Origin of the sequence: Burkholderia sp. AU16482 (genome assembly GCF_002223285.1) — a bacterium.
Lineage (GTDB): Bacteria > Pseudomonadota > Gammaproteobacteria > Burkholderiales > Burkholderiaceae > Burkholderia > Burkholderia semiarida.
In genome coordinates, this window is record NZ_NKEY01000009.1 from 465,762 (window position 1) to 491,070 (window position 25,309).

Below are 25,309 nucleotides of genomic sequence, written 5' to 3' on the forward strand. Positions count from 1 at the left end.
GGACGCACGATGAGCTTTCTCTACAAGGCCGACCCGGTGCGCGGCGCGCAGTGGGCGGCGCGCTTCGCGCAACAGGCGCCCGATCTGCCGTTCCGGATCTGGCCGGACCTCGGCGACGCCGAAGCCGTCCGCTATCTCGCCGCATGGCAGCCGCCGGACGATCCCGTCGCGTTGCTGCCGAACCTCGAAGTCGTGTTCTCGGTCGGCGCCGGCATCGACCAGTTCGACCTGTCGCGCGTGCCTTCGCACATCCCCGTCGTGCGGATGATCGAGCCGGGCATCGTCGAAGGGATGGTCGAATACGTGACGCAGGCCGTGCTGACGATCCATCGCGACCTGTTCGACTATGCGGCGCAGCAGCGCGACCAGGTGTGGCGCGAGCATCCCGTGCGCGCGGCCGCGTCGCGGCGCGTCGGCGTGCTCGGGCTCGGCACGCTCGGCCAGGCCGTGCTCGACACGCTGCGGCGCTTCGGTTTCCCGTGCGCCGGCTGGAGCCGCACCCCGCGCACGCTCGACGGCGTCGACTGCTACGCGGGCGACGCGGCGCTCGACGCGTTCCTCGCCCGCACCGACATCCTGATCTGCCTGCTGCCGCTGACCGACAGCACGCGCGGCCTGCTCGGCGCGCGCGTGTTCGATGCGCTGCCGGCCGGCGCGTCGCTCGTGCAAGTCGGGCGCGGCCCGCAACTGGATTCGGCGGCGCTGCTCGCGGCGCTCGCGAGCGGCCGCCTCGACAGCGCGATCCTCGACGTGACGGATCCCGAACCGCTGCCGGCCGGCCATCCGTTCTGGACGCACCCGCGCATTCGCATCACGCCGCACATCGCCAGCGCGACGCGGCCCGACACCGCGGTCGACGCGGTGCTCGCGAACCTCGCCCGCCATCGCGCGGGCCAGCCGATGATCGGCGTCGTCGATCGCACGCGCGGCTATTGACCCGACGCGCGCCCGGCCCGCCGGGCGCGCAGCAGAAAATGCCGAAGCGCCCCGTGCAAACGCCTCGCGCGTACGTTTCGGGCCGCAAATTGAAGACGCATGCGGATTTCTCGCCCGTTAGCATGAACTCACCGCTGACACCTGACGAGAGTCCTGCCCTTCCATGAACCAAGCCGCGCTGATCGAAGCCGATCGTCAACACCTGATCCACCCCGTCGTCAATTACCGTGCGCACGAGGTGCGCGGCGTCACCGTGCTGGAATCCGCGGACGGCGTGTTCCTGCGCGACGCCGCGGGCCACACGCTGCTCGACGCGTTCTCGGGCCTGTGGTGCGTGAACGTCGGCTACGGCCGCGACAGCATCGTGAAAGCCGCCGCCGACCAGTTGGCGAAGCTGCCCTACGCGACCGGCTATTTCCATTTCGGCTCGCAGCCGGCGATCGAACTCGCCGAGCGGCTCGCCGCGCTGGCGCCGCCGTCGCTGAACCGTGTGTACTTCACGCTCGGCGGCTCGGACGCGGTCGATTCCGCGATCCGTTTCATCACGCACTATTTCAACGCGACCGGCCGCCCGTCGAAGAAGCAGATGATCGCGCTGGAACGCGGCTATCACGGCTCGTCGTCGATCGGCGCCGGGCTCACCGCGCTGCCGGCGTTCCACCGCCATTTCGACCTGCCGCGCGCGGACCAGCACCATATTCCGTCGCCCTACCCGTACCGCCATCCGCTCGGCGACGATCCGCAGGCGCTGATCGCCGCGTCGGTCGCCGCGCTCGAGGCGAAGGTCGCCGAACTCGGCGCGGACAACGTCGCCGCGTTCTTCTGCGAGCCGGTGCAAGGCTCGGGCGGCGTGATCGTGCCGCCAGTCGGCTGGCTGAAGGCGATGCGCGACGCGTGCCGGCGCCTCGGCATCCTGTTCGTCGCCGACGAGGTGATCACCGGCTTCGGCCGCACGGGCCCGCTGTTCGCATGCGAGGCCGAACAGGTCGATCCGGACCTGATGACCGTCGCGAAGGGACTGACCGCCGGCTATGCGCCGATGGGCGCGGTGCTGATGACCGACGAAATCTACGAAGGGATCGCGGGCAATCGCGCCGATTCGCCGGTGGTCGGGCACGGCCACACGTATTCCGCGCATCCGGTGAGCGCGGCCATCGGCCTCGAGGTGCTGAAGCTCTATCACGAAAGCGGGCTGCTCGCGAACGGCCAGGCGATGGCGCCGCGCTTCGCGGCCGGGCTCGATGCGCTGCGCGCGCATCCGCTCGTCGGCGACGCACGCTCGATCGGCCTGCTCGGCGCGCTCGAACTGGTGACCGACAAGGCGCGCAAGACGCGCTTCGACCCGGCGCTGAACGTGCCGGACAAGATCGCGGCCGCCGCGTACGCGAACGGCGTGGTGTTTCGCGCGTTCGGCGACGGCGTGCTCGGCTTCGCGCCGGCGCTGAGCTTCACCGCGGGCGAATTCGACCTGCTGTTCGAACGCGTGCGCAAGACGCTCGACGACGTGCTGGCCGACGCCGGCGTGCAGCGCGCGCTCGACGCCGCGCATGCGCAGCCGGCCTGACGGGCCAAGGGAAAGCCGGGCTTGTGGTGGCCATCGTTCGACTCTAAAGTAACCGGACATTCCATTTTTCCGACTCACGTGAACATGACGGACAGCAAGCTGGATCGCATCGACCTGCGCATCCTCTCCCAGTTGCAGAAGCGCGGCCGCATGACCAACGTCGAACTGGCCGATGCGGTCGGGCTGTCGCCCAGTCCATGCCTGATCCGCGTGAAGCGGCTCGAGAAGGCCGGCTACATCGGCGGCTACGGCGCGCACATCCAGCTCGAGAAACTCGGCGACGTGCAGGTCGTGTTTACCGAGGTCACGCTGGCCGACCACCGCCGCGAGGATTTCGACCGGTTCGTCGCGGCGATCCGCAACGTCGACGAGATCGTCGAATGCCACCTCGCGAGCGGCGGCTACGACTACCTGCTGAAGTTCATCACGCGCAGCGTGAGCCATTACCAGACGATCGTCGAAGGCCTGCTCGAGCAGAACATCGGCATCGAGAAGTATTTCAGTTACGTGATCATCAAATCGCCGTTCGTCAAACGGCACTACCCGCTCGAATCGCTGTTCGGCGAACGTCACTGACGCACGGCCGCGTCACCCCGGAACGCGACAGCCCGCTGTTCGCGCAGGGGTCATCGCGCCCCGCCGTGCCGCCTTCGTCACCGAACCGCCTCATCCAAGGACCTGCCATGCCGCTTACGCTGACCCGCACCGAACTCCTGCGCTCCGCCAACCTGATCGACGGCACGTGGCGCGACGCGCACGACGGCCGCCGCTTCGACGTCACCGATCCGGCGACGCTCGAGACCGTTGCCCACGCACCCGACAGCGGCGCCGCCGACGCACGCGCGGCGACCGATGCAGCGGCACGCGCGCTGCCCGCATGGCGCGCGACGCCCGCGCGCGAACGCGCCGCGATCCTGCGCGCCTGGCATGCGGCGATCGTCGCGCACACCGACGATCTCGCGAAGCTGATGTCGCGCGAACAAGGCAAGCCGCTTGCCGAAGCGCGCGGCGAAGTCGCGTACGGCGCGTCGTACGTGCTGTGGTTCGCCGAGGAAGCGACCCGCACGTATGGCGACCTGATCCCGCAGCAGCAGCGCGGCAAGCGGTTGAGCGCGGTGAAGGAGCCGATCGGCGTCGTCGCCGCGATCACGCCGTGGAATTTCCCGCTCGCGATGATCGCGCGCAAGATCGCACCCGCGCTCGCGGCCGGCTGCACGGTGGTCGCGAAGCCGGCGGAGGACACGCCGCTGACCGCGCTCGCGCTCGCGTTTCTCGCGCAGGAAGCCGGCGTGCCGGCCGGCGTGCTGAACCTGATCACCGCGTCGCGCGAACGCGGCATCGACGCCGCGGCGGACTGGCTCGCCGACGGCCGCGTGCGCAAGATCACGTTCACCGGCTCGACGCCCGTCGGCAAGCTGCTCGCGCGCGAATCGGCGGCGACGTTGAAGAAGCTGTCGCTGGAGCTTGGCGGCAATGCGCCGTTCATCGTGTTCGACGACGCCGAGCTCGATGCCGCGGTGGACGGGCTGATGGCCGCCAAGTTCCGCAACGGCGGGCAGACCTGCGTGTCGCCGAATCGCGTGTACGTGCAGGCCGGCGTCTACGATGCGTTCGCGCGGAAGCTCGCCGCGCGCGTGGCCGCGCTGAAGGTCGCGCCGGCGACCGATCCGGCCGCGCAGATCGGCCCGATGATCAACGCGCGCGCGGTCGACAAGATCGCGCGCCACGTCGGCGATGCCGTCGAACGCGGCGCGCGCGTGCTGACGGGCGGCAAGCGCCTGACCGCGCTCGGCGCGAACTTCTACGCGCCGACGGTGCTCGCCGACGCCACCGCCGACATGCAGCTCACCTGCGAGGAAACCTTCGGCCCGATCGCCGCGCTGTTCCGCTTCGATACCGAGGACGAAGCGGTCGATGCCGCGAACGACACGCCGTTCGGGCTCGCCGCGTATTTCTACACGCAGGACGTGCGGCGCATCGCGCGCGTGTCGGCACGGCTCGAAACGGGCATCGTCGGCATCAACGAAGGCGCGCTCGCGAGCGAGGCCGCGCCGTTCGGCGGCGTGAAGGAATCGGGCTATGGCCGCGAAGGCTCGCGCTATGGCCTCGACGATTATCTGTCGATCAAGTATCTGTGCCAGGGCGGGCTCGACTGAACCGGGGTCGCCGCGCGTTCCGCTCCCGTTGGCGTGTCCTTGCGGGTGTGGGTGCAACGAGGCGGCCGGTGCGAGCGCCATGCCGAATCATGCGTGCGCGACGCGTCACCCCGTCGTCCCCGGCGGAGTCGTACCCGCCGCCCCGGGTAAAAACGCATTGCCAACCGGAATTTGTGTGCGCATTGTCGGCGGACGCCTCGTCCACCGCCGCACTCGCCATGCATTCCGCTCCGCTGTCGTCCGCCGCAAGCCTTGCCGACACCGCGCCTGACGCGCTGCCGTTGATCCGGCGCTTCGCCAGCGAGGATGTCGATACCCACGCGGAATGCACGCACGGCTGGTCGATCCGGCTCGATCAGTTGTCGCCCGGGCCGTTCCGCGGCACGCTGCACGAAATCCGCTTCGACGGCATGCAATTGCTGCGCGAACGCGTGAACCGCGCGCTGCTCAAGCGCGGCAACCAATGCGCCGGCAGGACGTCGTTCAGCATCCCGCTGGAAACCGCTGGCGCCGGCTTCTGCGGCGGCGCGCCGCTGCGCGACAAGGCCCTGCTCGTCTCCGGCGGCACCGCGCTGCCGGAACTGCGCACGCCCGACCATCAGGACGTCGTGCTGTTGACGGTGCCCAACGACACGCTGCACCGACTGGCGTGGCTCGGCGATCGGGACGAAGACGGCGACCGCGTATCGTCGGGCGACACCCGCATCCTGCGGGTGCCCGCCGCGCGCCATCACGTGTTGACCTCGTTGCTGATGGCCGGCTTCGACGCGGCCGATACGCCGGAGCGCCCGCTCACGCGGCCGCACACAGGCAAGTCGCTGCGCGACGCCATTCTGGTCGAACTCGTGCACGCGATGGAGGCGGCCGGTCGCCCCGTCCGGCTCGAGCCGTCCGCGCGGCACCGCGTCGTCGATCGCGTACGCGAGCTCGTCGCGGCGCGGCCCGATGTTCCGTTGACCGTGCTGGACGTATGCCGCGAAGTCGGCGCGAGCCGGCGCAAATTGCAGTATTGCTTCGAGGAAATCCTCGGCACGCACCCCGCGTGGTACCTGCGCGTGCTGCGGCTGAACGCGGTGCGCCGCGAACTGCGCGAACATTCCCCGGCGAGCGCGTCGGTCAGCGATGTCGCGTGCCGCTGGGGCTTCTGGCACCTGAGCCGGTTCGCGTCGCACTACCGGGAACTGTTCGGCGAACTGCCGTCCGACACGCTCAAACGCCCACCGCGATAATTACCAAAAGCGGATAACGCCCCGGATTTTGACGTTCCTAGACTCCGTACACATTTCAACTGTACGGGGAACGGCACGATGGAAATCCTCAGACGTCCGCACGGCGTGCGGCGCTGCCGCACACGCACCACCGCCGTCGCGATCGGCACGTTGGCGGCCACGCTCGCCTGCCAGCACGCCCACGCGCTCGAAAACGACGGCCCGATCACGCCGTTCGGCGTATTCGATTTCGGCGCGGGCATCACGCCGCCGCCCACGCCGAACGGCACGCTCGCCACCCGCTTCGCGTACTACTCGACCCGCACGATCCGCAACGGCGGCAACGCCGACTTCTCGCTGACGGTCGCGTCCTGGAGCCTGGCGTACATCCGGATGACGAACGCGAAACTGTTCGGCGCGAACGTCGGCTTCGGTGCGGTCGTGCCGTTCCTGAACCTGAACGGGCACGTGAACGTACCGACGCCGGCCGGCACGCTCGCGATGTCGGCCGATCCGACCAACATCGGCGACGCGGACTTCCAGCCGCTGATCCTCGCATGGACCTCGCCGAACCTGTTCGTCAACGTCGCCCTGCAAGTGCAGGCGCCGACGGGCGCGTATCGCGCCACCCGCCTCTTCAATCCCGGCGTCAACCACTGGACCTTCTCGCCCATCATCGGCGCGACGTACATCACCGATAGCGGATTCGAAATCTCGACCAGCATCGAGATCGATCAGAACACGACGAACCGCGCAACCAACTATCGCAGCGGCACCGGGTTCCGCCAGGAATTCGCGCTCGGCCAGCACATCGGCCCGTTCACGGCGGGGTTGGGCGGCTACATCGAGCGGCAGTTGAGCAACGACCACGGCCCGAACGTCGACGGCAACCGTGCGCGCGTGAATGCGCTGGGCCCGGCGATCAGCTACGTCGAGCCGGGCAAGCCCGCGGTCTGGCTGCATGCGTACAAGGAATTCGGCGCGCAGAACCGCGCGCAGGGTTACCAGGTCGCGCTGCGTGCCGCGCTGTCGTTCTGATGTTCCGATTCGGGAGCCGTCGATGAATCCGCTTTCCTCAACGCAATCCGCGCCCGCCTATACGCATACCGCCCGACAGGCCGGTACCCGCCAGGGCGCCGTACTGCTGCTCGGCAGCAGTCTCACCGTGATGGGCGCGGTCATGATCGCACCGATCCTGCCGAAACTCGCGGCGGAATTCGTGCCGGCCGACCCGCGGCTGGCCGCGCTCGTCCCGCTCGTCGCGACCGGCCCCGCGCTCGCGATCGCGCTGTGCGCGCCGCTCGCCGGCTGGCTGGCCGATCGCGTCGGACGCAAGACGTTGCTGTTGCTCGCGACGCTCGTGTATGGGCTCGTCGGCGCGGCGCCGGCATGGCTCGACAGCCTCGCCGCGATCCTTGTGTGCCGGCTCGCGCTCGGCGCGGCGGAAGCGTGCGTGATGACCTGCTGCACGACGCTGATCGGCGATTACTGGCATGGCGAACAACGGGTGCGCTACGTGAACCGGCAGGTCGTCACGATCGGGATCGTGGGAACGGTGTTCTTCGTGCTCGGCGGCGCGGCCGGCGAGCACGCATGGCGCTATCCGTTCTATCTGTACCTGTTGCCGATCCTGCTCGTGCCGGCGATTGCGACCGTGCTGTGGGAACCGCTGCGCGACGGCCTGCCCGCCGAACCGGCCGACAGCGACACGCCGCCGGCCGGCAACCGGCTCGCGCCGACGCTCGCGGTCGGCTACGGACTGATCTGCATCGGCATGGTCAGTTCGTTCGTGGTGCCGGTGCAGATGCCGCAGTTGATGGTCGACATCGGTCAGCGCTCGTCGACGATGATCGGTGCGGTCGCGGGCGTCGGCCTGCTGTCGACGCTGGCCGGTTCGATCGCGTGGCCCTGGTTGCGCGATGCGCTCGGCCGCCGCTTCGTCAACGTCGTGCTCCTGGCGCTGCTCGCGGCGGGCCTGTTCTTGCTGGCCCGCGCGCATACGGTGCCGGCCATCGTCGTGGCGGTCGTGATTCACGGCTTCGGCGGCGGCATGCTGGTGCCCAATGCGATTCTGCCGCTGATGCGCACGCTGTCGCTCGCGATGCGCGGCCGCGGCCTCGGCGGTTTCACGGCCGCGCTCTATCTGGGCCAGTTCGTCAGCCCGCTCGTCGTGCTGGGCTGTGCGCAGGCATTCGGCGGGTTGCGCGCGGCGGTGTGCGCGATTGCGTCGGGCACGGCCGTCGCCGCATTGTCGTGGTTGTTGCCGGCGCTTCGCCGTCGCGACGACGCATGACCCATTCACGTTTTCCCGTTCCCGAACCCTAGACCCATGAAAGATTTTCAGACGCTCATCGCCACGCACGACGGCATCGCCCTCGCGGCGCTCGTCCGTGCAAAAGAAGTACGGCCGACCGAATTGCTGGACGCCGTGCTTGCCAGTCTCGATACGCTCGACCCCGCGCTGAATGCCGTGGCGGAACGACTCGACGACCCGGCGAGACAGGCCGCGTCGTCCGTCACCGGGCACGAAAGCGTGCTCGCCGGCGTCCCGACGCTGATCAAGGACCTGTTCATGCCCGTGCGCGGCGCGCGGATGTCGAACGGATCGTTTTTGTTCGGCGACTACCGGCCGGACTTCGACGGCGAACTCGTGGCCCGTCTGCGGCGGGCCGGCATACCGATCGCGGGAACCTCGTTGTCGCCGGAACTGGGCACGTCGTATTGCACGTCGTCGGCGCGTTTCGGCGTCACGCGCAATCCGTGGCATCCGCACGTGAGCGCCGGCGGTTCGAGCGGCGCCGCGGCGGCGCTCGTCGCCGCCCGCGTGCTGCCGTTCGCGCACGGCAACGACGGCGGCGGCTCGCTGCGGGTGCCCGCGTCCTGCTGCGGCGTATTCGGGCTGAAGCCGACGCGCGGCCGAACGCCGAATGGCCCGATGATCGGCGAGGGATGGGCCGGCATGGGCATCAATCACGCGATCACGCGCTCGGTCCGCGACAGCGCCGCGCTACTGGACCTGACCGCCGGCGCCGATATCGGCGCGCCCTATGCGTCGCCGCACCAGGCCGACACGTTTCTCGCGGCCACGCAGCGCGATCCGCGGCCGCTGAGAATCGCCGTGATCGAGCAGGCGCCGCCGTGGCCGCTTCATCCGGCATGCCGGGCCGCACTGGACCATACCGTCGCGTTGCTGCGCTCGCTCGGACATGACGTCGAACCGCTCGACAGTCCCGTCGAGTCGGCCGCATTCTATGGCCACGTGTTCACGATCATCGGCGCGCAAACGCGCGCGCTGCTCGACACGATCGGCGCTCAGCGAAACGCGCCGGTACGCGGCGACGAAATCGAGGCGCGCACCCGCATCATCCTGCGCGAAAAGGGCAACGTGAGCGGCGCCGAATACGCAAGCGCGGTCGACTGGATCCATGCGTTGGGCAGGACGTTCGGCCGGTTGATGGAACGCTACGACGTGTTGCTGACGCCGACGCTCGCGATGCCGCCGCTCGCGCCAGCCGCCCTCGCGACGGTGGACGACGCGCAATCGCTGAGCGACGTCATCGATCGGTCGCATCGGTTTTCGCCGTTCACCGCGTGGTTCAACGCGACCGGCCAGCCCGCGATGTCGGTGCCGCTTTATTGGGACGAACAAGGTTTGCCGATCGGCAGCCAGTTCGCGGGGGCATTCGGCGCGGAGTCGCTGCTGTTCTCGCTCGCCGCTCAGCTCGAACGCGCCGCGCCGTGGGCCGATCGAGCCCCGCCGGTGTGCGTCGGGCTGTCGGGCGCGTGACCGGCTCGGTGGCGAGCGACAGGTGCGCGGCAGCCGGGTTTGAGCCTCGCGTGCGACGATCATCGGTGGTCGAAGCAGCCGGTGTGCCAGCCGCGGCCGAGCGTAGCGTCGCGCGAACGCGCTACCGCCCCACCGGCGGCGGCGGCCGTGCCGGAATCCGTGCCAGGGCGGGCTCGACTGATCCGGATGAATCCGGGCCGCCCGCGAGGGCGGCCATCGCCGTGCCCGGCGACATACACACGTTGACATCGGAATCGATCGGTCCATATAATGAATCAAACTTCAGACACCGCATCGTTTGCGAAACCGATCAATGGCAAATCCCGCTGGCGTGGGCCGTCCCCGCGAATTCGAACTTGGCGATGCCGCGCGCGACGCGATGGACGTTTTCTGGGATCGCGGCTATGAAGGCGCGTCCCTGCCCGACCTGATCGCCGGCACCGGCCTGTCGCGCGGCAGCCTGTACAAGGCGTTCGGCGACAAGAAGGCGCTGCTGCTGGCGGCGCTCGATCTGTATATGGCCGACGGGCTCAAGGCGACCGCGGACATCCTGTCGCAACCGGGCCCCGTGAAGAATGCGATTCGCGACTCGCTGCTGCGCTACGCGCGGCTCTCCGTCGGCGACGCGGGCCGGCGGGGATGTCTCGCCGTCGCGATGACCACCGAACTGGCCGCGCGCGACGCCGATGTCGCGGAACGCACGGGGCGCCTGTTCCGGCGCCTGCAGCAACTCTATGCGGGCGCGATCGTCCGCGGCCAGGCGAGCGGCGAGATCCCCGAGCAGGACGAACAGGTGCTGGCACGTTTGCTCGTCTGCCAGATCGAGGGCATGCGCGTGCTGGGGAAAACCGGCGTGGCCGAAAGCGACATGCTCGCGCTGGTCGACCGCACGATGCGCATCCTCGACTGATATTTTTTTACCCAATTTGGAACCGAATGGTTCCGTATGGAGAGCCGTCCATGTCACGGAATGACCCCGTATCACCCGACCCGCGTCGCTGGGCCATGTTTTCGGTTCTGCTCGTCGGCGCGTTCCTGCCGCCGCTGGATTTCTTCATCGTCAACGTCGCACTGCCGTCGATTCGCGCGGAACTGGGCGCCTCGTCGTCGGCCGAGCAACTCGTCATTTCGTCGTATGCGGGCCTGTACGCGGTGACGCTGATCACCGGCGGGCGATTGGGCGACCTGTTCGGCCGCGGCCGCGTGTTTTTTCTCGGGTTGATCGGCTTTGCGATCGCCTCGACGCTGTGCGGTCTCGCGAATTCGCCGTGGACGCTCATCGTCGGTCGCGCGTTGCAGGGCGTGACGGCCGCGATCATGGCGCCGCAGGCGCTCGCCTCGATCCAGGCGATCTTCCCCGAATCGGAAAAGCCGCTCGCGCTCAGCTTGTACGGCGCGGTGTTCGGCCTCGCCGCCGTGGTCGGGCAGGCGCTCGGCGGGATTCTGATCTCGCTGAATCTGTTGAATCTGGGTTGGCGCACGATCTTCCTCGTCAACCTGCCGCTCGCGATTCTGGTCGTCCTGTTCGGGATTCCGCTGTTGAAGGAAACGCGTGCGCAGCATGCGCGCAAGCTCGACCTCGGCGGCACCGCGCTGTCGATGCTGACGCTGGGCGCGCTGATCGTGCCGCTGATCGAGGGGCGCGAAGCAGGCTGGCCCGTATGGGCATGGGCGTCGCTGCTCGCGGTGCCTGCCCTCGCGTGGTGCTTCTGGCGCTACGAGCGCCGGCTGGGCAGCCGCGGCGGCGCACCGCTGCTCGACCCGGCCGCGCTGCGCGCACCGGGGTTGGGCCGCGCGTTGCTGATCGCGCTGGTGCTGTATTCGATCGGCGCGTTCTTCCTGCTGTTCTCGGTGTATCTGCAGAATGCGTTGCACGTCGACGCGCTGAGCGCGGGCCTCGTGTTCTTGCCGTTCGGCGTGGGGTTCCTGCTCGGCCCGTTGTCGACGCCTTTCTGTGCACGTGTCATCGGCGCTTACGTCAATCCGTTCGGCATCAGCCTGGAGATCGTCGGGCTCGTCGGCCTCGCAGGGTTGATCGACGCCACGCCGGTCGGAATGCCGCTCGCTGCCGCACCGCTCGCCGCCGCTCTCTTCGTCATCGGTTTCGGACAAGGCCTCGCACTGCCGACGCTGATGCGCATGGTGACCGGGCGCGTCGCACCGGCGCTGTCCGGCATGATCGCCGGCATCGCCAGTTCGACGCTGCAGGTCAGCACGTCGCTCAGCGTGGCGATCATCGGCGGCATTTTTTATGCGACGCTCGGCACGCACCAGGATCCGGCGTCCATCGCGCACGCGTTCATCGTCGCACTCCTGTCGATCTCGTTTTTCCTCGCTGTCGGCGCCGCGCTGGGCATCTCGCTCGCACGCGCGCCCGCCGCGCACACGTCGATGCGGGCTGCTCCCCGGCCGGCATTCAGCGCCGAACGCGAACGGCCGTAGTCGCCCGTCGTCGCACGTATCGGCACTCATCGCTGTGGCAGTCCGACCTGGAGGTTCCGCATGTATTTCGTCGTTTCCTATCGCCGAGCCGCGGGCACGCGGTTCGATTCACGTTACTACGTCGAGCAACACATTCCACTCGTGGAAAAATCCTGGAAACCGTACGGGCTCGAATACGTCGACGCTTTCTTTCCGGCACGTGAGGATAGCGAACTGATCGTCGTGGCGATCTGCCGCTTCACGGATCGAGCCGCGCTGGACGCCGCGTTCGCATCCGCGCGGACGGCAGACGTCATGGCCGACATCGATGCGTTCACCGACATCGAACCCGATCGGCACATCGCGGACGTGTTCTCGCCGGTGCCGTAACGGCGATCGCGCGCTTCCGTGCATCGGTTCTGCCGGCACCATCGGTCACTTGTCCGATAGCGCCGCGAACGACCGGGTGTCAGGATAGGCAACCGTCACGCGAATACACTGACCGGGAGGATGACTGCAATGTCGGTACGTCAGATCTTCATCGTCGAATTGGCGAGCGGCCTGCCCCGTGCATTCGGCGTGCTCGCCGTCGTGACTGGCCTGTTTCGGATCGGCATCGCGGTGCGTCGCGGAAAGCACGCGGGCGCGCCGTCGCGAACGATCTCATGTGGGGCGCGAACGGCGCTGGCCGGCGCGCTGCTTTCGTGCGAAGCCGTCGGTGCCGTCTACTTCGCGATCGCGGCGTTGGGGTACGGTTGGGCCGACACCGACGCAACGGCCACGACTCGGCGGAAACGGGCGAACGACTGGCTGACTTGAACGGCGCAACCGCCGTTTTCGACACGCGGGATAAACCATCGGACGAGCGGGCTTCAAAGGCCGCACCGGCCGGGCCGTCTGTCCGCGCAAACACACGCAAGCGTCCGCATCGCGGATCGCGTCAGAGCAGCCCCAGCGTCGATGCCTTGAGGGTCGCCGCGGCGCGTGTCGAACATTCGAGCTTGCGAAACGCCTTCTCGACATGGGTGCGCACCGTGCTCGGACTCATCGCGAGCGCCTGCGCGACCTGCTTGTTGCTCGCGCCGCGGGAGATCGCCCGCAGGACGTCGATTTCCCGCGCGGACAGGCGCGGGCCGGCGGACGACGGGCGCGTGGCGGCACGCCGGAGCGTGGGCGCGCCGCCCGTCACGAGCGCGGCCACCACTTCGCCGCATAGCCGGCCGCACGCCGCTTCTTCCTGCAACTGGCCGGCGGCGGCCGCATCGCTCAGCGCCGCGCGCCACGGACGCGCCGAGCGCAACGCGACCCACGCGAGCGACGCCGCCAGCACACGCGCTTCCAGCGTCAGCGCCGCATCGCGCGCGCCGCGAAAATAGCCCGAACCGTCCTGCCGCTCGTAGGCATAGGACGCAAGCACCGCGGCTTCGCCGAGCGCGCCGGTCTGCCTGCCGGCGCGCTCGGTCCAGTACGGCACGAGTCGCACCTTTTCCCACGCGCTCGCGGGCAGCCGCGTCGGCAGATTCCACACGTCGTTCGGCACCGCGGCCCTGCCGATGCCATGAATCAGCCCGGCGCGGTACACGCGTTCGCGCGCGGCCTCGTCGGACGAGAGCCGGCCGTAACAGGCGGCCGCCGTCGCGGCGACCGACCGCGAAAAGCCCGTCATCCACGGCAGTTTCAGATCGATGACGTCCGCAATCAATTCGGCGGACGTCGCGCCCTGCATGTCCGGCGTGGCCAATGCGGCGTCCAGGTCGGCGGGCGCCATGTGTTCGAGCGCCGCCAGCCAGCGCGATGCGTCGCGCGCAGCCGTCTCGACGAGCACGGCCGGATAGCATGACCCCGCGCGTTGGCCGATCAATTCGAGGGCCCGTTCGATGCCGTACGTGCGGCTGAACACGTCGAGGTCGCCCGCCAGCGCGACGATTGACACGGCGGGCGGCACCTGTTCGCGCGCGAGCCGCGCGGGCAGCCCGTTGCCGTCCCAGGTTTCGAAAATGTGCCGCAGCGCGGTTTCCGTTGCGCTGGACAGACCGAGTATTCGCGCGACCTCGCCCGAGACTTCGCAATGAATCTGCGCGAGCGGGATCAGCGCGACACCCGCGCCGCCGATCGCTTCGGCCATGCCGGGCCGGCTTTCGAGCATCGCGGCGCGGATCGCGACGTCGTCGCCGAATACCTGCGCGAAGCCCGCCGCGTTCGCCGTGCAGCCCGACCAGCGCAACAGCGCCACCTCGCGAGCCGTGTCGCACACCGATGCGTCGAATCGTGCTGCGTGCGCGAGCTGGGCGGCCAGCCAGCCGGTGCGCGGCGAATGGTCGGTCGGTTGGCCCATGCTGAGATCGCCGATGAAGGCCAGCGCGCGTACGGCGTCGACTATGCGCAGCGGGGCGTGACGGGCTTCGGCGTCGGACATTGGGCAGGTGGAGACATTCGCGAGGGCGGGAAAACGATCATACGCGACGGTGTGGCGGCGTGCATGCGCTCGCACGTCGGCGGCTCGCCGCGGCGAGCCCGGCACGATGTTCGCCCGTATCGGTGCAAACAACCGGCAGCGGACTTCACTATCGGACATCTGACCGATGGCGGCGGGCCCTGGCGATTGCGATACTCGGCGCACTGGAGATCCGGTCGGCGCCGCATCTGCGTGGTGCAAACCCTGCATGCCGGCCGGAACGACGATTCAATGTACGAAGGAGTGCAAATGGCTGACCGCTACCCCGAATTTCATCCCCCTGCCGACGAACCATGGCTGAAACGGTACTACTTTTCCAGGGCGGTGTTCTCGCTGATCTGGGTCGCGCTGGCGTTTTCCGTCGGCCGGCAAAGCGCGGCCGGCGCGGCGGTCCTGCTGATCGTTTATCCGGCCTGGGATGCGCTCGCCAATTTCGTCGACCTTTCTCGCAGCGGCGGGATGGCGGCAAACCGCACGCAGGCGGTAAACGTCGCGATCAGCGCCGTCACGACACTGGCGGTATTTCCCGCGTTGAATGCGGGCCTGCCCACGGTACTCGCGGTGTTCGGCGTGTGGGCGATTCTCTCCGGCGCGCTGCAACTCGGCACCGCCGTGCGGCGCTGGAAGCATGCCGGCGCACAGTGGGTGATGATCCTCAGCGGTGCGCAATCGGCGCTGGCCGGGGTGTTCTTCATTATCCAAAGCCACGCGCCGATGCCGCTCGCGATCGTGAAGATCGCGGGATACGCGGGAGTCGGTGCGCTTTATTTTCTGATATCCGCGATTTGGTTGCAGGTGCGGGGGATGCGGCGCAGTGTGTCGTGAGCCGGCGGTCGAAAGGAAGATGTCGTTCCACAGGTCGGCATCGCTGTGCCTGCGGTCGAGGCCACGCGTTGTGGAAAGCATGGGCTCCTGCGGATGATCGGAGTGGTGAAAAACGGAGCTTATTTCGCAGCCGCGTGCAGGCCCCGACACAGCAGGACCTGCACGTAGCTGCGAACGGCAGTCGTGGCCGACGCGAACGGGTCTGAACGCCCCGGAACGGTCAGCCGGTTCGCTCGGGGAGCGGTCGCTCATGTGGCAAAGCCGACGGCTTTGACCCGCGCGTTAGCCGCGACGTACGCAATCGGAACGTAACAACGAAAACCGCAGGAGATCGTGATAGGCACCATGCCAATACCCGGCTTGACGCTGATCCCCTTCCCGGACAAAGCCGAGCGTCTCCAGCACTTGTATAGAGGATGCGTTCTCAGGGTGAACCTGGGCTTCGATACGGTTTATCTGCATCATGTCGAAACCGTAATCGATCGCGGCAGAAAGCGCTTCGTTCATGTACCCCTTGCCACGCGCAAACGTAGCTAGCTCATAGCCAACGGCGCAGCTTCGCCAATTTCGATTCCATCGGAAGAGGCCACACGTACCAAGTAAAAGGCCGTCCGAAAGTCTCTCGATGGCCCAACGGACGCCGGAGCCACTGCGCCGCCAGTCGGCAAATACCTGAATCAACTTGTCGGCCTCTCCTATTTCGGTCATCGGATCGGTACCGAACCAGCGCATACCCTCAGCGTCGCCATGTACCGCGAACAGCGACGGCGCGTCGCTCGGCAAAAGCTCCCGCAATGACAGCCGGGAAGTTGTCAGCGTTGGAAATGTGCCTTTCGTTTCGCTTCCATTGACGGACACCAGCGCCCCCTGTGTCGATGTTTCACTTGGTTTCAATAGATTGTCGCCGATTCAGTCTCGCCGATCCAATGTCCGGTATTGGCTGCGGATTCAGCCCGACGCGGTGGGCTATAGTCGACCCGATGCAGTCTCGCAATTCTCCACAAAGCAGACGAACGTCTGGTCCAGCTTTATGCGACATTGCGTCGATACCATAGGAAAACTCAAGTAGGCCCGTTGCGTTGTTCCCTTAGTCAATAAGGTCGCCAGCCATTGAGCACGACATCGTATGAACTGGCCAGCGATGCTCGCGATGTCATCGAGTCGTTTGGATTCGTTGATGAATATCCTAAAAATACTCATAAGATCATGAGTGTTTGAGTTCAGAGTTTGGCTGAAGGTGAATCTGAAGAAAATCGGTGAATACAGTACGCAGATACTCAAGGGACGAATATTATACGCTGGCTTCATATGCAGCCATCTCTGCCTGGATGCTGTCGTCGACCGCGTGAATTAGTGACTCGATCTCCGGGAGCTTCTTGAGAAGAGATTCATAGTCGTAGCTTTTTAGTGACATTGGAAACCGCGATTTTAATTCACCATGAAATTTTGAAATATTGGGGCGATAGAATTTCAGATCGGTGTGCGCAAACTGCTCCTTCCGAAGACGGAGAAGTTCGCTGTGAAGATCTCTCATTGTTGCGGGAACATGTCGGGTCGAAAGGTGATGTCTATTAATTTTTTTCCCTTCGTTTCCTGAGAATGGCCGTGCATAAGTCACTGCGATGTCACGGAGCAGGGGATACTGAGCATCGGCTCGCTTGTGGCGCCGAAGAACCTTAATTGTGTGAACGGCCGTATCGAGGTCGATAGCGTAGAGGCGGAGGAAACAATATTGCTCGAACTTGAACGCGTCCATGTGCCCTCCCAGGGTTGTTGGGCGGAAAGCTTCGACCGCTATCGCCGCTCGGCGGTTAAGTTCGGCGCCCGACTAATTCGCCATCACGCGACAGCGCGGTCGATTGTCGGCGATCCAGGCACTAATGTCGAACGGCTTAACCTGGTCGAAAGGCCGACGGTCGGCCGCCGTCCTGCAACACGCGACCGTCACCGATCGACCCGAGCGGACAATTACGACCACCCTGAACGGAGCTTCAATTCAGGGCTCGTCACCGCGCGTCGAATGTATGACTACTGGAGCGCTCGGTAGCCTTGATTCAGCAATCGCTGACATACCCAGGCGCTGCCATGTCGGGCACTGTAGATGTTCTTTGCCACGAAGAGTATCAAAGCCGCAATCAAAAGGGCCGGATGGCCAAAGGAACAAAGGAGACCGGAGGCGGCATCGACAGCGGCCATCCGCCCTCCTTGAACAACCAACCTTTCGGAGTATGCCCAGATTATGCCGAATATCAGGGCAGACCAGTTGAAACCGAGCTTCACGCGCCGCTCCGGCATTGTGGGATGGATCATTAAGATTGATGGCATCGTAGAAAGGGAATTGATTGCGGTGATATGTCGATTATCGTCCTTGCAACGAGGTTCTTTAGACGTCCAGTAGCGAATGACTCAATACTTGATCTCACTGTCGACTGGCCGCCCGTGGCCGAACGCGGCCGACCACGGCGCAGCGACGCGCAGTCCTTGCAGGACGAGCGTAATCGATCATCAGTCGACCGATTACTATCGGCGGGTACTACGAAACATGACAACCCCATGGAGACCGACCTCGGCAAGGTCGATCTCCAGTTGCTTGGCCGATGCGACGTCCCTCACTGCGACCACTACCTCATGCCCGGCGAGACATTGATCGACCGCATGCTTTGCCTCCGCAAGACTTACGGGCGAATGTTGACGAATCAACCGTATCGCTTGAACCTTGTTCCCCCCGGCAGACCATCGCATGAGTCGAATCTGCGACTCTTCATAACCATTAGTGTCCCCGCATGCGCGGTAGGCGCGGATCGACTCGGCAATTGGCCTGTGATAGCTGATGGAGGTGGCTTGGCCATCAGCTCGACTGACAAATAATGGCGCATTCCCCGCCAGGCGATCTCTCATGTCGCCTGACTCAAGGAAGCGCGATGATTGATAGTAGAAGACCCAGCCAACATCGAACTCTTGAGTGTATTCGTCGATAACAACCGCGTCGCAGCCTTCCCCAACTGTCTTGGTGATGGCACGTTGGGCGACTTCCTTTGCTTGCTCGGCTGTGAGTTCCATCAGTCGTTAGTGTGGTGGAGTGTACGATCCGTCAGAGTTCGGCAGCGGGAAGCAGCCGCTCGGCGTTGGAGAGCACAAAGCGTGTAGACCTTTCGCGCTAGTGTGAACCAAATCACCGCGAGAAAAACCATGGACCGGTCGACGCCCCCGGCTCGACCCACATCCCTACCGGCTCCGCAACGCCTGAGCCAGCGCATCCCCCGCAGCCAGAATGTGCGCGGACAAAACTGCACACGCTGCGTCCACATCCCCCTCGCGTATCGCCCGAACGATGTTCCGATGCTCGTCGTTCGAGCGATCCTGCCACTCAAGTTGCTGCCACGTCGCATACAGATGCCGCGAGCTTGCCCGATGCATGTCGCCAATCGCGTCGATGAGCCGCGGCATCCCGCACCGCGCGGTCAATGCGCGATGAAACCTCAGATTCAGCGTCCCCAGCACGGCTATGCCACGCGCCGCCGCCTCCTGATCGAGGATCGCATCGAGTTCCTCCAGCGCCCCTGCGTCGAGAGCGGGAATCGCCTCGCGCAGCGCCAGCGCCTCGAAGGCAGCGCGCATCTTGGCCATTTCAAGTACGTCCGCCGGCTCGAGCGGCGCCGCCCGCACGCCTCGTCGCGGTTCCACCACGGCCAACCCCTGCGCTTCCAGCCGTCTGAACGCCTCGCGTACCGGCACATGGCTCGCGCCGAATTCAGCGGCGATGTGATCCTGACGCAGCCACTCCCCCGGCGCGATGGCACCCGAAATGATGCGGTCCGCCAATGCGGCAGCGATCCGGTCGGCCAGCGAGCGATCCTCCTTGACTTCGAAATTCATCCCGACCACCATGCATATATTATCTATTAAATTGTAACAAAATCGGAGGCCCGATGCGCCACCACCGCCCTGCCCGTCTGCGGCACATCGCCGGAATCGGCGTCGATCGCATGGGTTCGATCGCCGATCATGCCGACGTCGACCTTCTGCGACTCGAAAATCTCGATACCGACATTCCGCCTACTGCGGAGGCACTCGCTTTTACCCACGCGGCAATCCAGCGAGACTCGGCCAACTCCTATTTGCCATTCGTCGGTCAGGATCGGCTGCGCGCGAGCGCTGCCGCCCACGTGTCGGCGCTTTCGGGGCGGCACTTCACGGCCGACCAGGTGGTGGTGTCGGCGGGCGGACTCTCCGGCATTCTGAACACGCTGCTCGCCACCGTCGAGATCGGCGACGAAGTCATCGTCACCGATCCGACGTACGCGGGTCTGCTGAATCGCGTCCGCCTTGCGGGCGGCGTACCTCGGCAAGTACCGTTCGCCTTCACGCCGGGCGGCGAATGGAAGCTGGACCAGGCCGCGCTGCGCGCAGCGATCGGCCCGAAAACGCGAGCCATGCTGCTGATGTCTCCGTCAATGCCGTCGGGCGGTTTCTTCGATGCGTCCGACTGGCAACTGATCGCGAGCCTGTGTGTGCAGAACGATCTGCTGTTGATCCTCGACAGTGCGATGGAACGGCTGCTCTTCGATGGACGCACGGTCATCCATCCCGCGGGCCTGCCCGGCATGGCAGAGCGCACGGTCACGGTCGGCGCGGCGTCGAAAGAGTTGCGCATGATTGGCTGGCGGGTAGGCTGGATCGTCGCGCCGGAATGGCTGATTCCCGACCTCGTGGCGGTGTCGCTCGCCAATGTCGTGGTACCGGTCGGCATTGCCCAGGAGGCTGCGGCGGTTGCGCTCGAACATTCCGCATCCGATCTGCCTGGCTACGTGAGCGAACTCGAGAGACGGCGGGATACGGTCGCCGCCGAACTGTCGGGGCTCCCGTTCGGCATGCCGGCGGGCGGCTGGTCGATGCTGCTGCGCGTCTCCGACTTCGGCCTGACTGGATCGCGAATGTCGGAGCGGTTGCTGAACCACGGTGTATGTGCAACGGCCATGACCGGATGGGGCGTTGCGCACGGCGACGCGTATGTCCGTTTCGTGTTCGCGAACGAACCGGTCGAGCGCTTGCGCACGCTCGGGAACAAGGTGCGCTTCGCACTGGAGGGCGCATGACGGCGCCCACGAGAAAGCTGCGTAGTGCACCGAGCGTCCCTGGCGGAAGGTATCCGGAATTCCGTGTGTGACGGTCGAGGGATCTCACACGAGATCCTGTTTTTTTTGCGAAAGTACCGCGCGTAACAATCCACGTTGCGTGATGCATCCGGCGCCGGGGCGGTGCGATGTCCCAACCCGGGCCGGACGTAACGTCGGGCGAACGCCCTACCGCCCCACCGGCGGCCGCAGAATATCGCGCGGAATCGACGCGATCAGCACGCAACTGACCAGCAGGCAGGCGCCCAGCGCATAGGTACCGTTGTTGATGTTGCCGGTCATTTGCTTGGCGACGCCGGTGATCATCGACCCCGTGAAGCCGGACAGGTTGCCCACCGAGTTGATCAGCGCAATGCCGGCGGCCGCGGCCGTGCCGGACAGAATCTGCCCCGGAAAGGTCCAGTAGATCGGCATCAGCGCGAGAATGCCGCAGGTGGCGATGGTCAGCAATACGATCGATAGCGCCACGTTCTGCGCGAACGCCGCGCTCAGGATCAGGAAGACGCCGCCGATCAGCGCGGGAATCGCCGCATGCAGGCGGCGTTCGCCGGTCTTGCGCGAGTGCGATGCGTTCCACACCATCGCGAAGATGGCCGTCAGATACGGAATGGCCGTCAGCACTCCGATATGCAGTGGACTGTGCACGCCCGACGCGCGGATGATCGACGGCAGCCAGAAAGCCAGCCCGTAGAAGCCGGTATTGAACGTCAGCAGGATGAAGGTGAGCAGCCAGACGCGCGGGCTACGCAGTGCGGCGCCGATGCTGTGCGACTTGTGCACGGCCTCGGATTCGAGGTTGCGCGACAGCACCGCCTTTTCGTCAGCGGACAGCCACTTCGCCGACTGCGGGCCGTCGCCGAGGCAGGCCAGCACGATGAACGCCACCACGATCGACGGCAGCCCTTCGAGCAGCAGCATCCATTGCCAGCCGCTCATGCCCGACAGGCCGTGTGTCTGCTCCATCAGCCAGCCGGACACCACGCTGCCCAGCGTCAGGCTCAGCGGGATCGCGACCAGGAAGCCCGACATCGCCACGCTCTGGCGCCGCGCCGGGAACCAGTAGTTCATGTACAGGATGACGCCCGGGAAAAATCCCGCTTCGCACAGCCCCAGCAGGAAGCGCAGCGTGTAGAACATCGTGGTCGTCTGCACGTGGAAGAACTGCGCGAGCGGCACGATGAAGGCCATCGACGACGACACGATGCCCCACGTGATCATGATCCGCGCGATCCAGAAGCGTGCGCCGTAGCGGTGCAGCAGCAGATTGCTGGGCATCTCGAACAGGAAATAGCCCCAGAAGAAGATACTGGCGCCGAGCGCGTAGACGCCGTCGCTCAGGCTCAGGTCGTCGAGCATCTGCAGCTTCGCGAAACCCACGTTGACGCGGTCCAGGTAGGCCACGACGTAGCACAGCAGCAGCAACGGCAGGATGCGCCGCATGACCTTGCGGTAGAGGGCGTCTTCGGACGAGTCGGCCGCGGCCGGTGCGGCAGCGGCCTGCGTTAGGGATGGCATCGGTCTGTCTCCAGTTTGTGTAGGTCTTCTTCGTACCGGCGAGTGCGTTTGACGCATCGATGTTACCGATAACATTCCGTGGCAAAAAAAAGCCGACGAGGCGACGGGAGCGATCGGCAGCTGATACCGGTAACAAATTCGAAGGTAGCACGCGGCGATACGCACGTACAAGTGCCGCCGAACGCGTGGTTTCCCTAGTACGGGCATGGCGGCAACGTGCACGCGTGGGCTGGTCTGCACGGTATGCCGCACCGGTATGATGTAGCCTTTCCAGCCTTCTCCCGACCGCGATTCCGATGCCCAGTCCTACCGCCGTCCGGCCCGCCGGGCCGCCCCGCATGTCCGACGTAGCGCGCCTTGCCGGCGTATCGAAGATGACGGTGTCGCGCGTGCTCGCCGGCCACAGCGTGGCCGCGGAGACGCGCGCACGGGTCTGCGAGGCAATCGACCAGCTCGGCTACGTGGCCGACGCGGCCGCCGGTGCGCTGTCGTCGGGGCGGTCGGAATTCGTCGCGGTGCTGGTGCCGTCGCTGTCGAGCTCCAACTTCTCGGATACCGTGCGCGGCCTGACCGATGCGCTCGAGCCGCATGGCCTTCAGTTGCTGCTCGGCGACACCGACTACGACCTGGAACGCGAAGAGCGGCTGGTGCGCTCGATGCTGAGGCACCAGCCGCGCTGCATCGCGCTGACGGGGTCGCAGCACACCGATGCGACGCGCAAGGTATTGGAGCGCTCGGCGATTCCCGTGGTCGAGATGTGGGACCTGCCCACGCACCCGATCGACACCGCCGTGGGCTTCTCGAACGTGCGCGCCGCCCGTGCGATGGTGCGCCACCTGGCCGAACGCGGTTACCGGCGCATCGGCTTTCTGGTCGGCGCCAGCGAACTGGATCGCCGCGGCCTGGACCGGCTCAAGGGTTACCAGGCGGAGATCAAGGCGTTGGGGCTGGGCGAGCCGCGCGTCGTGCGGCTGGGCGAATCGCCGATCACGATGAGCCACGGCGGACCGGCGATGGCCGCGCTGCTTGAGCGATGGCCTGATACCGATGCGGTGATGTGCGTGAGCGACATGTCGGCGTTCGGCGCGATCATGGAGTGTCACCGGCGCGGGCTCGCCGTGCCGGCCGACATCGCGGTGGCCGGCTTCGGGAATTTCGAAGTGGCGACATGCTGCCATCCGACGATCACAACGGTATCGGTCGACGCGTACGGCATCGGGCGACGCACGGGCGAAGCGTTGCTGGCGGCATTGCAGGCGCGCGACGGCGGCGGGCCGACCGAGTCGAAAAGCATCCAGATCGACTACACGATCATCCCGCGGGAAAGCGCCTGACCGGCCGACGGCCGGGCGCGTGCCGACACGCGACATGCGCGGCTTCGCACCGATCCCCTGCCCCACACCTTCGCGACGCGCGCACGAAATCCCTTCCGCGACGCAAAAAACCCGTGCTAACATCCAGACGATGTTACCGGTACCATCCGGCACGCAAAATCAAGAAGGCCCTTCGGAGACAGCCTGCCATGTCACACACACCCCGCCGTCTGCGCAGCCAGGAATGGTTCGACGACCCCGCGCATGCAGACATGACCGCGCTCTATGTCGAGCGCTTCATGAACTACGGGTTGACGCGCGAGGAGCTGCAGTCGGGCCGCCCTGTCATCGGTATCGCGCAAACAGGCAGCGATCTGGCGCCATGCAATCGTCACCACATCGAGCTCGCCGAGCGCACCAAGGCCGGCATTCGCGACGCGGGCGGCATTCCGATGGAGTTCCCCGTGCATCCGCTGGCCGAGCAAAGCCGCCGGCCCACCGCCGCGCTCGACCGCAACCTCGCCTACCTCGGGCTGGTGGAAGTCCTGCACGGCTTTCCGCTGGACGGTGTGGTGCTGACGACCGGCTGCGACAAGACCACGCCGGCCTGCCTGATGGCGGCCGCCACCGTCGACCTGCCCGCCATCGTGCTGTCGGGCGGCCCGATGCTCGATGGCTGGCACGAGGGCAAGCGCGTCGGCTCCGGCACGGTGATCTGGCATGCGCGCAACCTGCTCGCGGCCGGCGAGATCGACTACGAAGGCTTCATGCAGCTGACCACGGCATCGTCGCCGTCGATCGGCCATTGCAACACCATGGGCACGGCGCTGTCGATGAACAGCCTCGCCGAGGCGCTGGGCATGTCGCTGCCGGGGTGCGCGAGCATTCCCGCGGCCTATCGCGAGCGCGGCCAGATGGCTTACGCGACCGGCAAGCGCGCGGTCGAACTCGTTCGCGAAGACCTGCGCCCGTCGAAGATCATGACGCGCGCGGCGTTCGAGAATGCGATCGTCGTCGCGTCCGCGCTCGGCGCCTCGACCAATTGCCCGCCGCACCTGATCGCCATTGCGCGCCACATGGGCGTCGAACTGAGCCTGGACGACTGGCAGCGCTTCGGTGAAGCCGTGCCGCTGCTCGTCAACTGCATGCCGGCCGGCGAATACCTCGGCGAGAGCTTCCATCGCGCCGGCGGCGTGCCTGCCGTGCTGCGCCAGCTCGATGCGGCCGGCCTGCTGCGGCGCGACTGCCTGACCGTGTCGGGCCGCGCGATCGGAGAAATCGCCGACACTGCGCAGGACGCCGACCGCGACGTGATCCGTACGCCCGACGCGCCGCTCAAGCACGGCGCCGGCTTCATGGTGCTGTCGGGCAACTTCTTCGACAGCGCGATCATGAAGATGTCGGTGGTGGGCGACGCGTTCCGCCGCACCTACCTGGCCGAGCCGGGCGCCGAGAATACGTTCGAGGCGCGCGCGATCGTGTTCGACGGCCCGGAGGACTACCACGCCCGCATCAACGATCCCGCGCTGAACATCGACGAGCGCTGCATCCTGGTGATCCGCGGCTGCGGCACGGTCGGCTACCCGGGCAGTTCCGAAGTCGTGAACATGGCGCCGCCCGCCGAGCTGGTGAAGCGCGGCGTGACGTCGCTGCCGTGCATGGGCGACGGGCGCCAGAGCGGCACGTCGGCCAGCCCGTCGGTCCTGAACATGTCGCCGGAAGCCGCGGTGGGCGGCGGCCTCGCGCTGCTGCGCACGAACGACCGTATTCGCGTGGACCTGAATCGCCGCAGCGTCGACGTGCTCGTCGACGAGGACGAACTCGCGCGCCGCCGCGAAACTGCAAGCTTCACCGTGCCGCAGGCGCAAACGCCGTGGCAGGAACTCTATCGCCGGTTCGTCGGCCAGTTGTCCACCGGCGGCTGCCTTGAACCGGCCACGCTGTACCTGAAGGTGATCGAGCAGCGCGGCAACCCGCGCCATTCGCACTGACCC

General features: G+C 66.3%; 22 protein-coding genes. 16 read left to right on the forward strand and 6 right to left on the reverse strand.

Annotated elements, in window-relative coordinates:
* Window positions 1-9: 9 nt before the first annotated feature.
* The 12 genes from CFB35_RS32650 to CFB35_RS32705 all read left to right on the forward strand — a co-directional run bounded on the left by CFB35_RS32650 (window position 10) and on the right by CFB35_RS32705 (window position 12,891).
* Complete coding sequence (locus CFB35_RS32650) at window positions 10-936, forward strand: glyoxylate/hydroxypyruvate reductase A (protein WP_059577909.1); 927 nt, start codon at window positions 10-12, stop codon at window positions 934-936.
* A 163-nt stretch (window positions 937-1,099) separates the two neighbouring features.
* Window positions 1,100-2,500, forward strand: coding sequence for an aspartate aminotransferase family protein (locus CFB35_RS32655; RefSeq protein ID WP_059577906.1), 1,401 nt, complete (start codon window positions 1,100-1,102; stop codon window positions 2,498-2,500).
* A gap of 84 nt (window positions 2,501-2,584) precedes the next feature.
* Window positions 2,585-3,076, forward strand: a complete 492-nt coding sequence (locus CFB35_RS32660; protein ID WP_006749694.1) for an Lrp/AsnC family transcriptional regulator — start codon at window positions 2,585-2,587, stop codon at window positions 3,074-3,076.
* Between the two features lie 107 nt (window positions 3,077-3,183).
* Window positions 3,184-4,656 carry an NAD-dependent succinate-semialdehyde dehydrogenase gene (locus tag CFB35_RS32665; RefSeq protein WP_059577904.1) on the forward strand — a complete coding sequence of 491 codons (1,473 nt, stop codon included), beginning with the start codon at window positions 3,184-3,186 and terminating at the stop codon, window positions 4,654-4,656.
* A gap of 218 nt (window positions 4,657-4,874) precedes the next feature.
* On the forward strand, window positions 4,875-5,885 hold the full coding sequence (locus CFB35_RS32670) for a helix-turn-helix domain-containing protein (RefSeq protein WP_059577901.1): 1,011 nt from the start codon (window positions 4,875-4,877) through the stop codon (window positions 5,883-5,885).
* A 78-nt stretch (window positions 5,886-5,963) separates the two neighbouring features.
* Window positions 5,964-6,902 (forward strand): transporter, encoded by a 939-nt coding sequence (locus tag CFB35_RS32675; RefSeq protein ID WP_059577898.1) that lies wholly within the window; start codon window positions 5,964-5,966, stop codon window positions 6,900-6,902.
* Window positions 6,903-6,924: 22 nt separating this feature from the next.
* The gene (locus tag CFB35_RS32680) at window positions 6,925-8,157 is read left to right on the forward strand and encodes an MFS transporter (RefSeq protein ID WP_059577896.1); all 1,233 of its coding nucleotides are present in this window, start codon (window positions 6,925-6,927) and stop codon (window positions 8,155-8,157) included.
* Between the two features lie 36 nt (window positions 8,158-8,193).
* Complete coding sequence (locus tag CFB35_RS32685) at window positions 8,194-9,651, forward strand: amidase (RefSeq protein ID WP_059577893.1); 1,458 nt, start codon at window positions 8,194-8,196, stop codon at window positions 9,649-9,651.
* A gap of 313 nt (window positions 9,652-9,964) precedes the next feature.
* Entirely contained in the window at window positions 9,965-10,561 is a 597-nt protein-coding gene (locus CFB35_RS32690; RefSeq protein WP_059577890.1) for a TetR/AcrR family transcriptional regulator, read from the forward strand.
* A 50-nt stretch (window positions 10,562-10,611) separates the two neighbouring features.
* A complete protein-coding gene (locus CFB35_RS32695; protein ID WP_059577887.1) occupies window positions 10,612-12,093 on the forward strand; it encodes an MFS transporter in 1,482 nt (493 codons plus the stop codon).
* A gap of 60 nt (window positions 12,094-12,153) precedes the next feature.
* The gene (locus tag CFB35_RS32700) at window positions 12,154-12,462 is read left to right on the forward strand and encodes an EthD family reductase (protein ID WP_059577884.1); all 309 of its coding nucleotides are present in this window, start codon (window positions 12,154-12,156) and stop codon (window positions 12,460-12,462) included.
* A gap of 129 nt (window positions 12,463-12,591) precedes the next feature.
* Complete coding sequence (locus CFB35_RS32705; RefSeq protein ID WP_059577882.1) at window positions 12,592-12,891, forward strand: hypothetical protein; 300 nt, start codon at window positions 12,592-12,594, stop codon at window positions 12,889-12,891.
* A gap of 121 nt (window positions 12,892-13,012) precedes the next feature.
* On the opposite strand, the gene CFB35_RS32710 is transcribed toward CFB35_RS32705, so the two are convergent.
* Window positions 13,013-14,488 (reverse strand): HD domain-containing phosphohydrolase, encoded by a 1,476-nt coding sequence (locus CFB35_RS32710; RefSeq protein ID WP_059577879.1) that lies wholly within the window; start codon window positions 14,486-14,488, stop codon window positions 13,013-13,015.
* A 288-nt stretch (window positions 14,489-14,776) separates the two neighbouring features.
* On the opposite strand from CFB35_RS32710, the gene CFB35_RS32715 reads away from it, so the two are divergent.
* A complete protein-coding gene (locus CFB35_RS32715; RefSeq protein WP_059577877.1) occupies window positions 14,777-15,352 on the forward strand; it encodes a DUF308 domain-containing protein in 576 nt (191 codons plus the stop codon).
* 282 nt (window positions 15,353-15,634) lie between these two features.
* On the opposite strand, the gene CFB35_RS32720 is transcribed toward CFB35_RS32715, so the two are convergent.
* From CFB35_RS32720 to CFB35_RS32735, 4 genes are all read right to left on the reverse strand, one after another.
* Window positions 15,635-16,210 carry a GNAT family N-acetyltransferase gene (locus tag CFB35_RS32720; RefSeq protein ID WP_059577874.1) on the reverse strand — a complete coding sequence of 192 codons (576 nt, stop codon included), beginning with the start codon at window positions 16,208-16,210 and terminating at the stop codon, window positions 15,635-15,637.
* Between the two features lie 433 nt (window positions 16,211-16,643).
* A complete protein-coding gene (locus CFB35_RS34835; RefSeq protein WP_143328782.1) occupies window positions 16,644-17,108 on the reverse strand; it encodes a hypothetical protein in 465 nt (154 codons plus the stop codon).
* A 764-nt stretch (window positions 17,109-17,872) separates the two neighbouring features.
* A complete protein-coding gene (locus CFB35_RS32730; protein WP_059577870.1) occupies window positions 17,873-18,412 on the reverse strand; it encodes a YrhB domain-containing protein in 540 nt (179 codons plus the stop codon).
* 165 nt (window positions 18,413-18,577) lie between these two features.
* Window positions 18,578-19,228, reverse strand: coding sequence for a GntR family transcriptional regulator (locus tag CFB35_RS32735; protein ID WP_226094207.1), 651 nt, complete (start codon window positions 19,226-19,228; stop codon window positions 18,578-18,580).
* 53 nt (window positions 19,229-19,281) lie between these two features.
* On the opposite strand from CFB35_RS32735, the gene CFB35_RS32740 reads away from it, so the two are divergent.
* Entirely contained in the window at window positions 19,282-20,448 is a 1,167-nt protein-coding gene (locus tag CFB35_RS32740) for a pyridoxal phosphate-dependent aminotransferase (RefSeq protein ID WP_059577865.1), read from the forward strand.
* 207 nt (window positions 20,449-20,655) lie between these two features.
* Here the strand turns inward: CFB35_RS32740 and CFB35_RS32745 are convergent, their stop codons facing one another.
* Entirely contained in the window at window positions 20,656-22,002 is a 1,347-nt protein-coding gene (locus CFB35_RS32745) for an MFS transporter (protein WP_059577862.1), read from the reverse strand.
* 296 nt (window positions 22,003-22,298) lie between these two features.
* Here CFB35_RS32745 and CFB35_RS32750 point away from each other — a divergent pair, with 296 nt between their 5' ends.
* On the forward strand, window positions 22,299-23,336 hold the full coding sequence (locus CFB35_RS32750; protein WP_081066637.1) for a LacI family DNA-binding transcriptional regulator: 1,038 nt from the start codon (window positions 22,299-22,301) through the stop codon (window positions 23,334-23,336).
* A 188-nt stretch (window positions 23,337-23,524) separates the two neighbouring features.
* On the forward strand, window positions 23,525-25,306 hold the full coding sequence (locus CFB35_RS32755; protein ID WP_059577857.1) for an IlvD/Edd family dehydratase: 1,782 nt from the start codon (window positions 23,525-23,527) through the stop codon (window positions 25,304-25,306).
* Window positions 25,307-25,309: the final 3 nt, after the last annotated feature.

Bases quoted from the DNA above. Each gene is read 5' to 3' on its own strand.
- CFB35_RS32710 (WP_059577879.1), bottom strand. From the start codon at position 14,488: ATGTCCGACGCCGAAGCCCGTCACGCCCCGCTGCGCATAGTCGACGCC.
- CFB35_RS32735 (WP_226094207.1), bottom strand. From the start codon at position 19,228: ATGAATTTCGAAGTCAAGGAGGATCGCTCGCTGGCCGACCGGATCGCT.
- CFB35_RS32705 (WP_059577882.1), top strand. From the start codon at position 12,592: ATGTCGGTACGTCAGATCTTCATCGTCGAATTGGCGAGCGGCCTGCCC.
- CFB35_RS32680 (WP_059577896.1), top strand. From the start codon at position 6,925: ATGAATCCGCTTTCCTCAACGCAATCCGCGCCCGCCTATACGCATACC.
- CFB35_RS32740 (WP_059577865.1), top strand. From the start codon at position 19,282: ATGCGCCACCACCGCCCTGCCCGTCTGCGGCACATCGCCGGAATCGGC.
- CFB35_RS32660 (WP_006749694.1), top strand. From the start codon at position 2,585: ATGACGGACAGCAAGCTGGATCGCATCGACCTGCGCATCCTCTCCCAG.
- CFB35_RS32750 (WP_081066637.1), top strand. From the start codon at position 22,299: ATGCCCAGTCCTACCGCCGTCCGGCCCGCCGGGCCGCCCCGCATGTCC.
- CFB35_RS32670 (WP_059577901.1), top strand. From the start codon at position 4,875: ATGCATTCCGCTCCGCTGTCGTCCGCCGCAAGCCTTGCCGACACCGCG.
- CFB35_RS32700 (WP_059577884.1), top strand. From the start codon at position 12,154: ATGTATTTCGTCGTTTCCTATCGCCGAGCCGCGGGCACGCGGTTCGAT.
- CFB35_RS32730 (WP_059577870.1), bottom strand. From the start codon at position 18,412: ATGGAACTCACAGCCGAGCAAGCAAAGGAAGTCGCCCAACGTGCCATC.
- CFB35_RS32695 (WP_059577887.1), top strand. From the start codon at position 10,612: ATGTCACGGAATGACCCCGTATCACCCGACCCGCGTCGCTGGGCCATG.
- CFB35_RS34835 (WP_143328782.1), bottom strand. From the start codon at position 17,108: ATGGACGCGTTCAAGTTCGAGCAATATTGTTTCCTCCGCCTCTACGCT.
- CFB35_RS32745 (WP_059577862.1), bottom strand. From the start codon at position 22,002: ATGCCATCCCTAACGCAGGCCGCTGCCGCACCGGCCGCGGCCGACTCG.
- CFB35_RS32675 (WP_059577898.1), top strand. From the start codon at position 5,964: ATGGAAATCCTCAGACGTCCGCACGGCGTGCGGCGCTGCCGCACACGC.
- CFB35_RS32655 (WP_059577906.1), top strand. From the start codon at position 1,100: ATGAACCAAGCCGCGCTGATCGAAGCCGATCGTCAACACCTGATCCAC.
- CFB35_RS32685 (WP_059577893.1), top strand. From the start codon at position 8,194: ATGAAAGATTTTCAGACGCTCATCGCCACGCACGACGGCATCGCCCTC.
- CFB35_RS32690 (WP_059577890.1), top strand. From the start codon at position 9,965: ATGGCAAATCCCGCTGGCGTGGGCCGTCCCCGCGAATTCGAACTTGGC.
- CFB35_RS32715 (WP_059577877.1), top strand. From the start codon at position 14,777: ATGGCTGACCGCTACCCCGAATTTCATCCCCCTGCCGACGAACCATGG.
- CFB35_RS32650 (WP_059577909.1), top strand. From the start codon at position 10: ATGAGCTTTCTCTACAAGGCCGACCCGGTGCGCGGCGCGCAGTGGGCG.
- CFB35_RS32755 (WP_059577857.1), top strand. From the start codon at position 23,525: ATGTCACACACACCCCGCCGTCTGCGCAGCCAGGAATGGTTCGACGAC.
- CFB35_RS32665 (WP_059577904.1), top strand. From the start codon at position 3,184: ATGCCGCTTACGCTGACCCGCACCGAACTCCTGCGCTCCGCCAACCTG.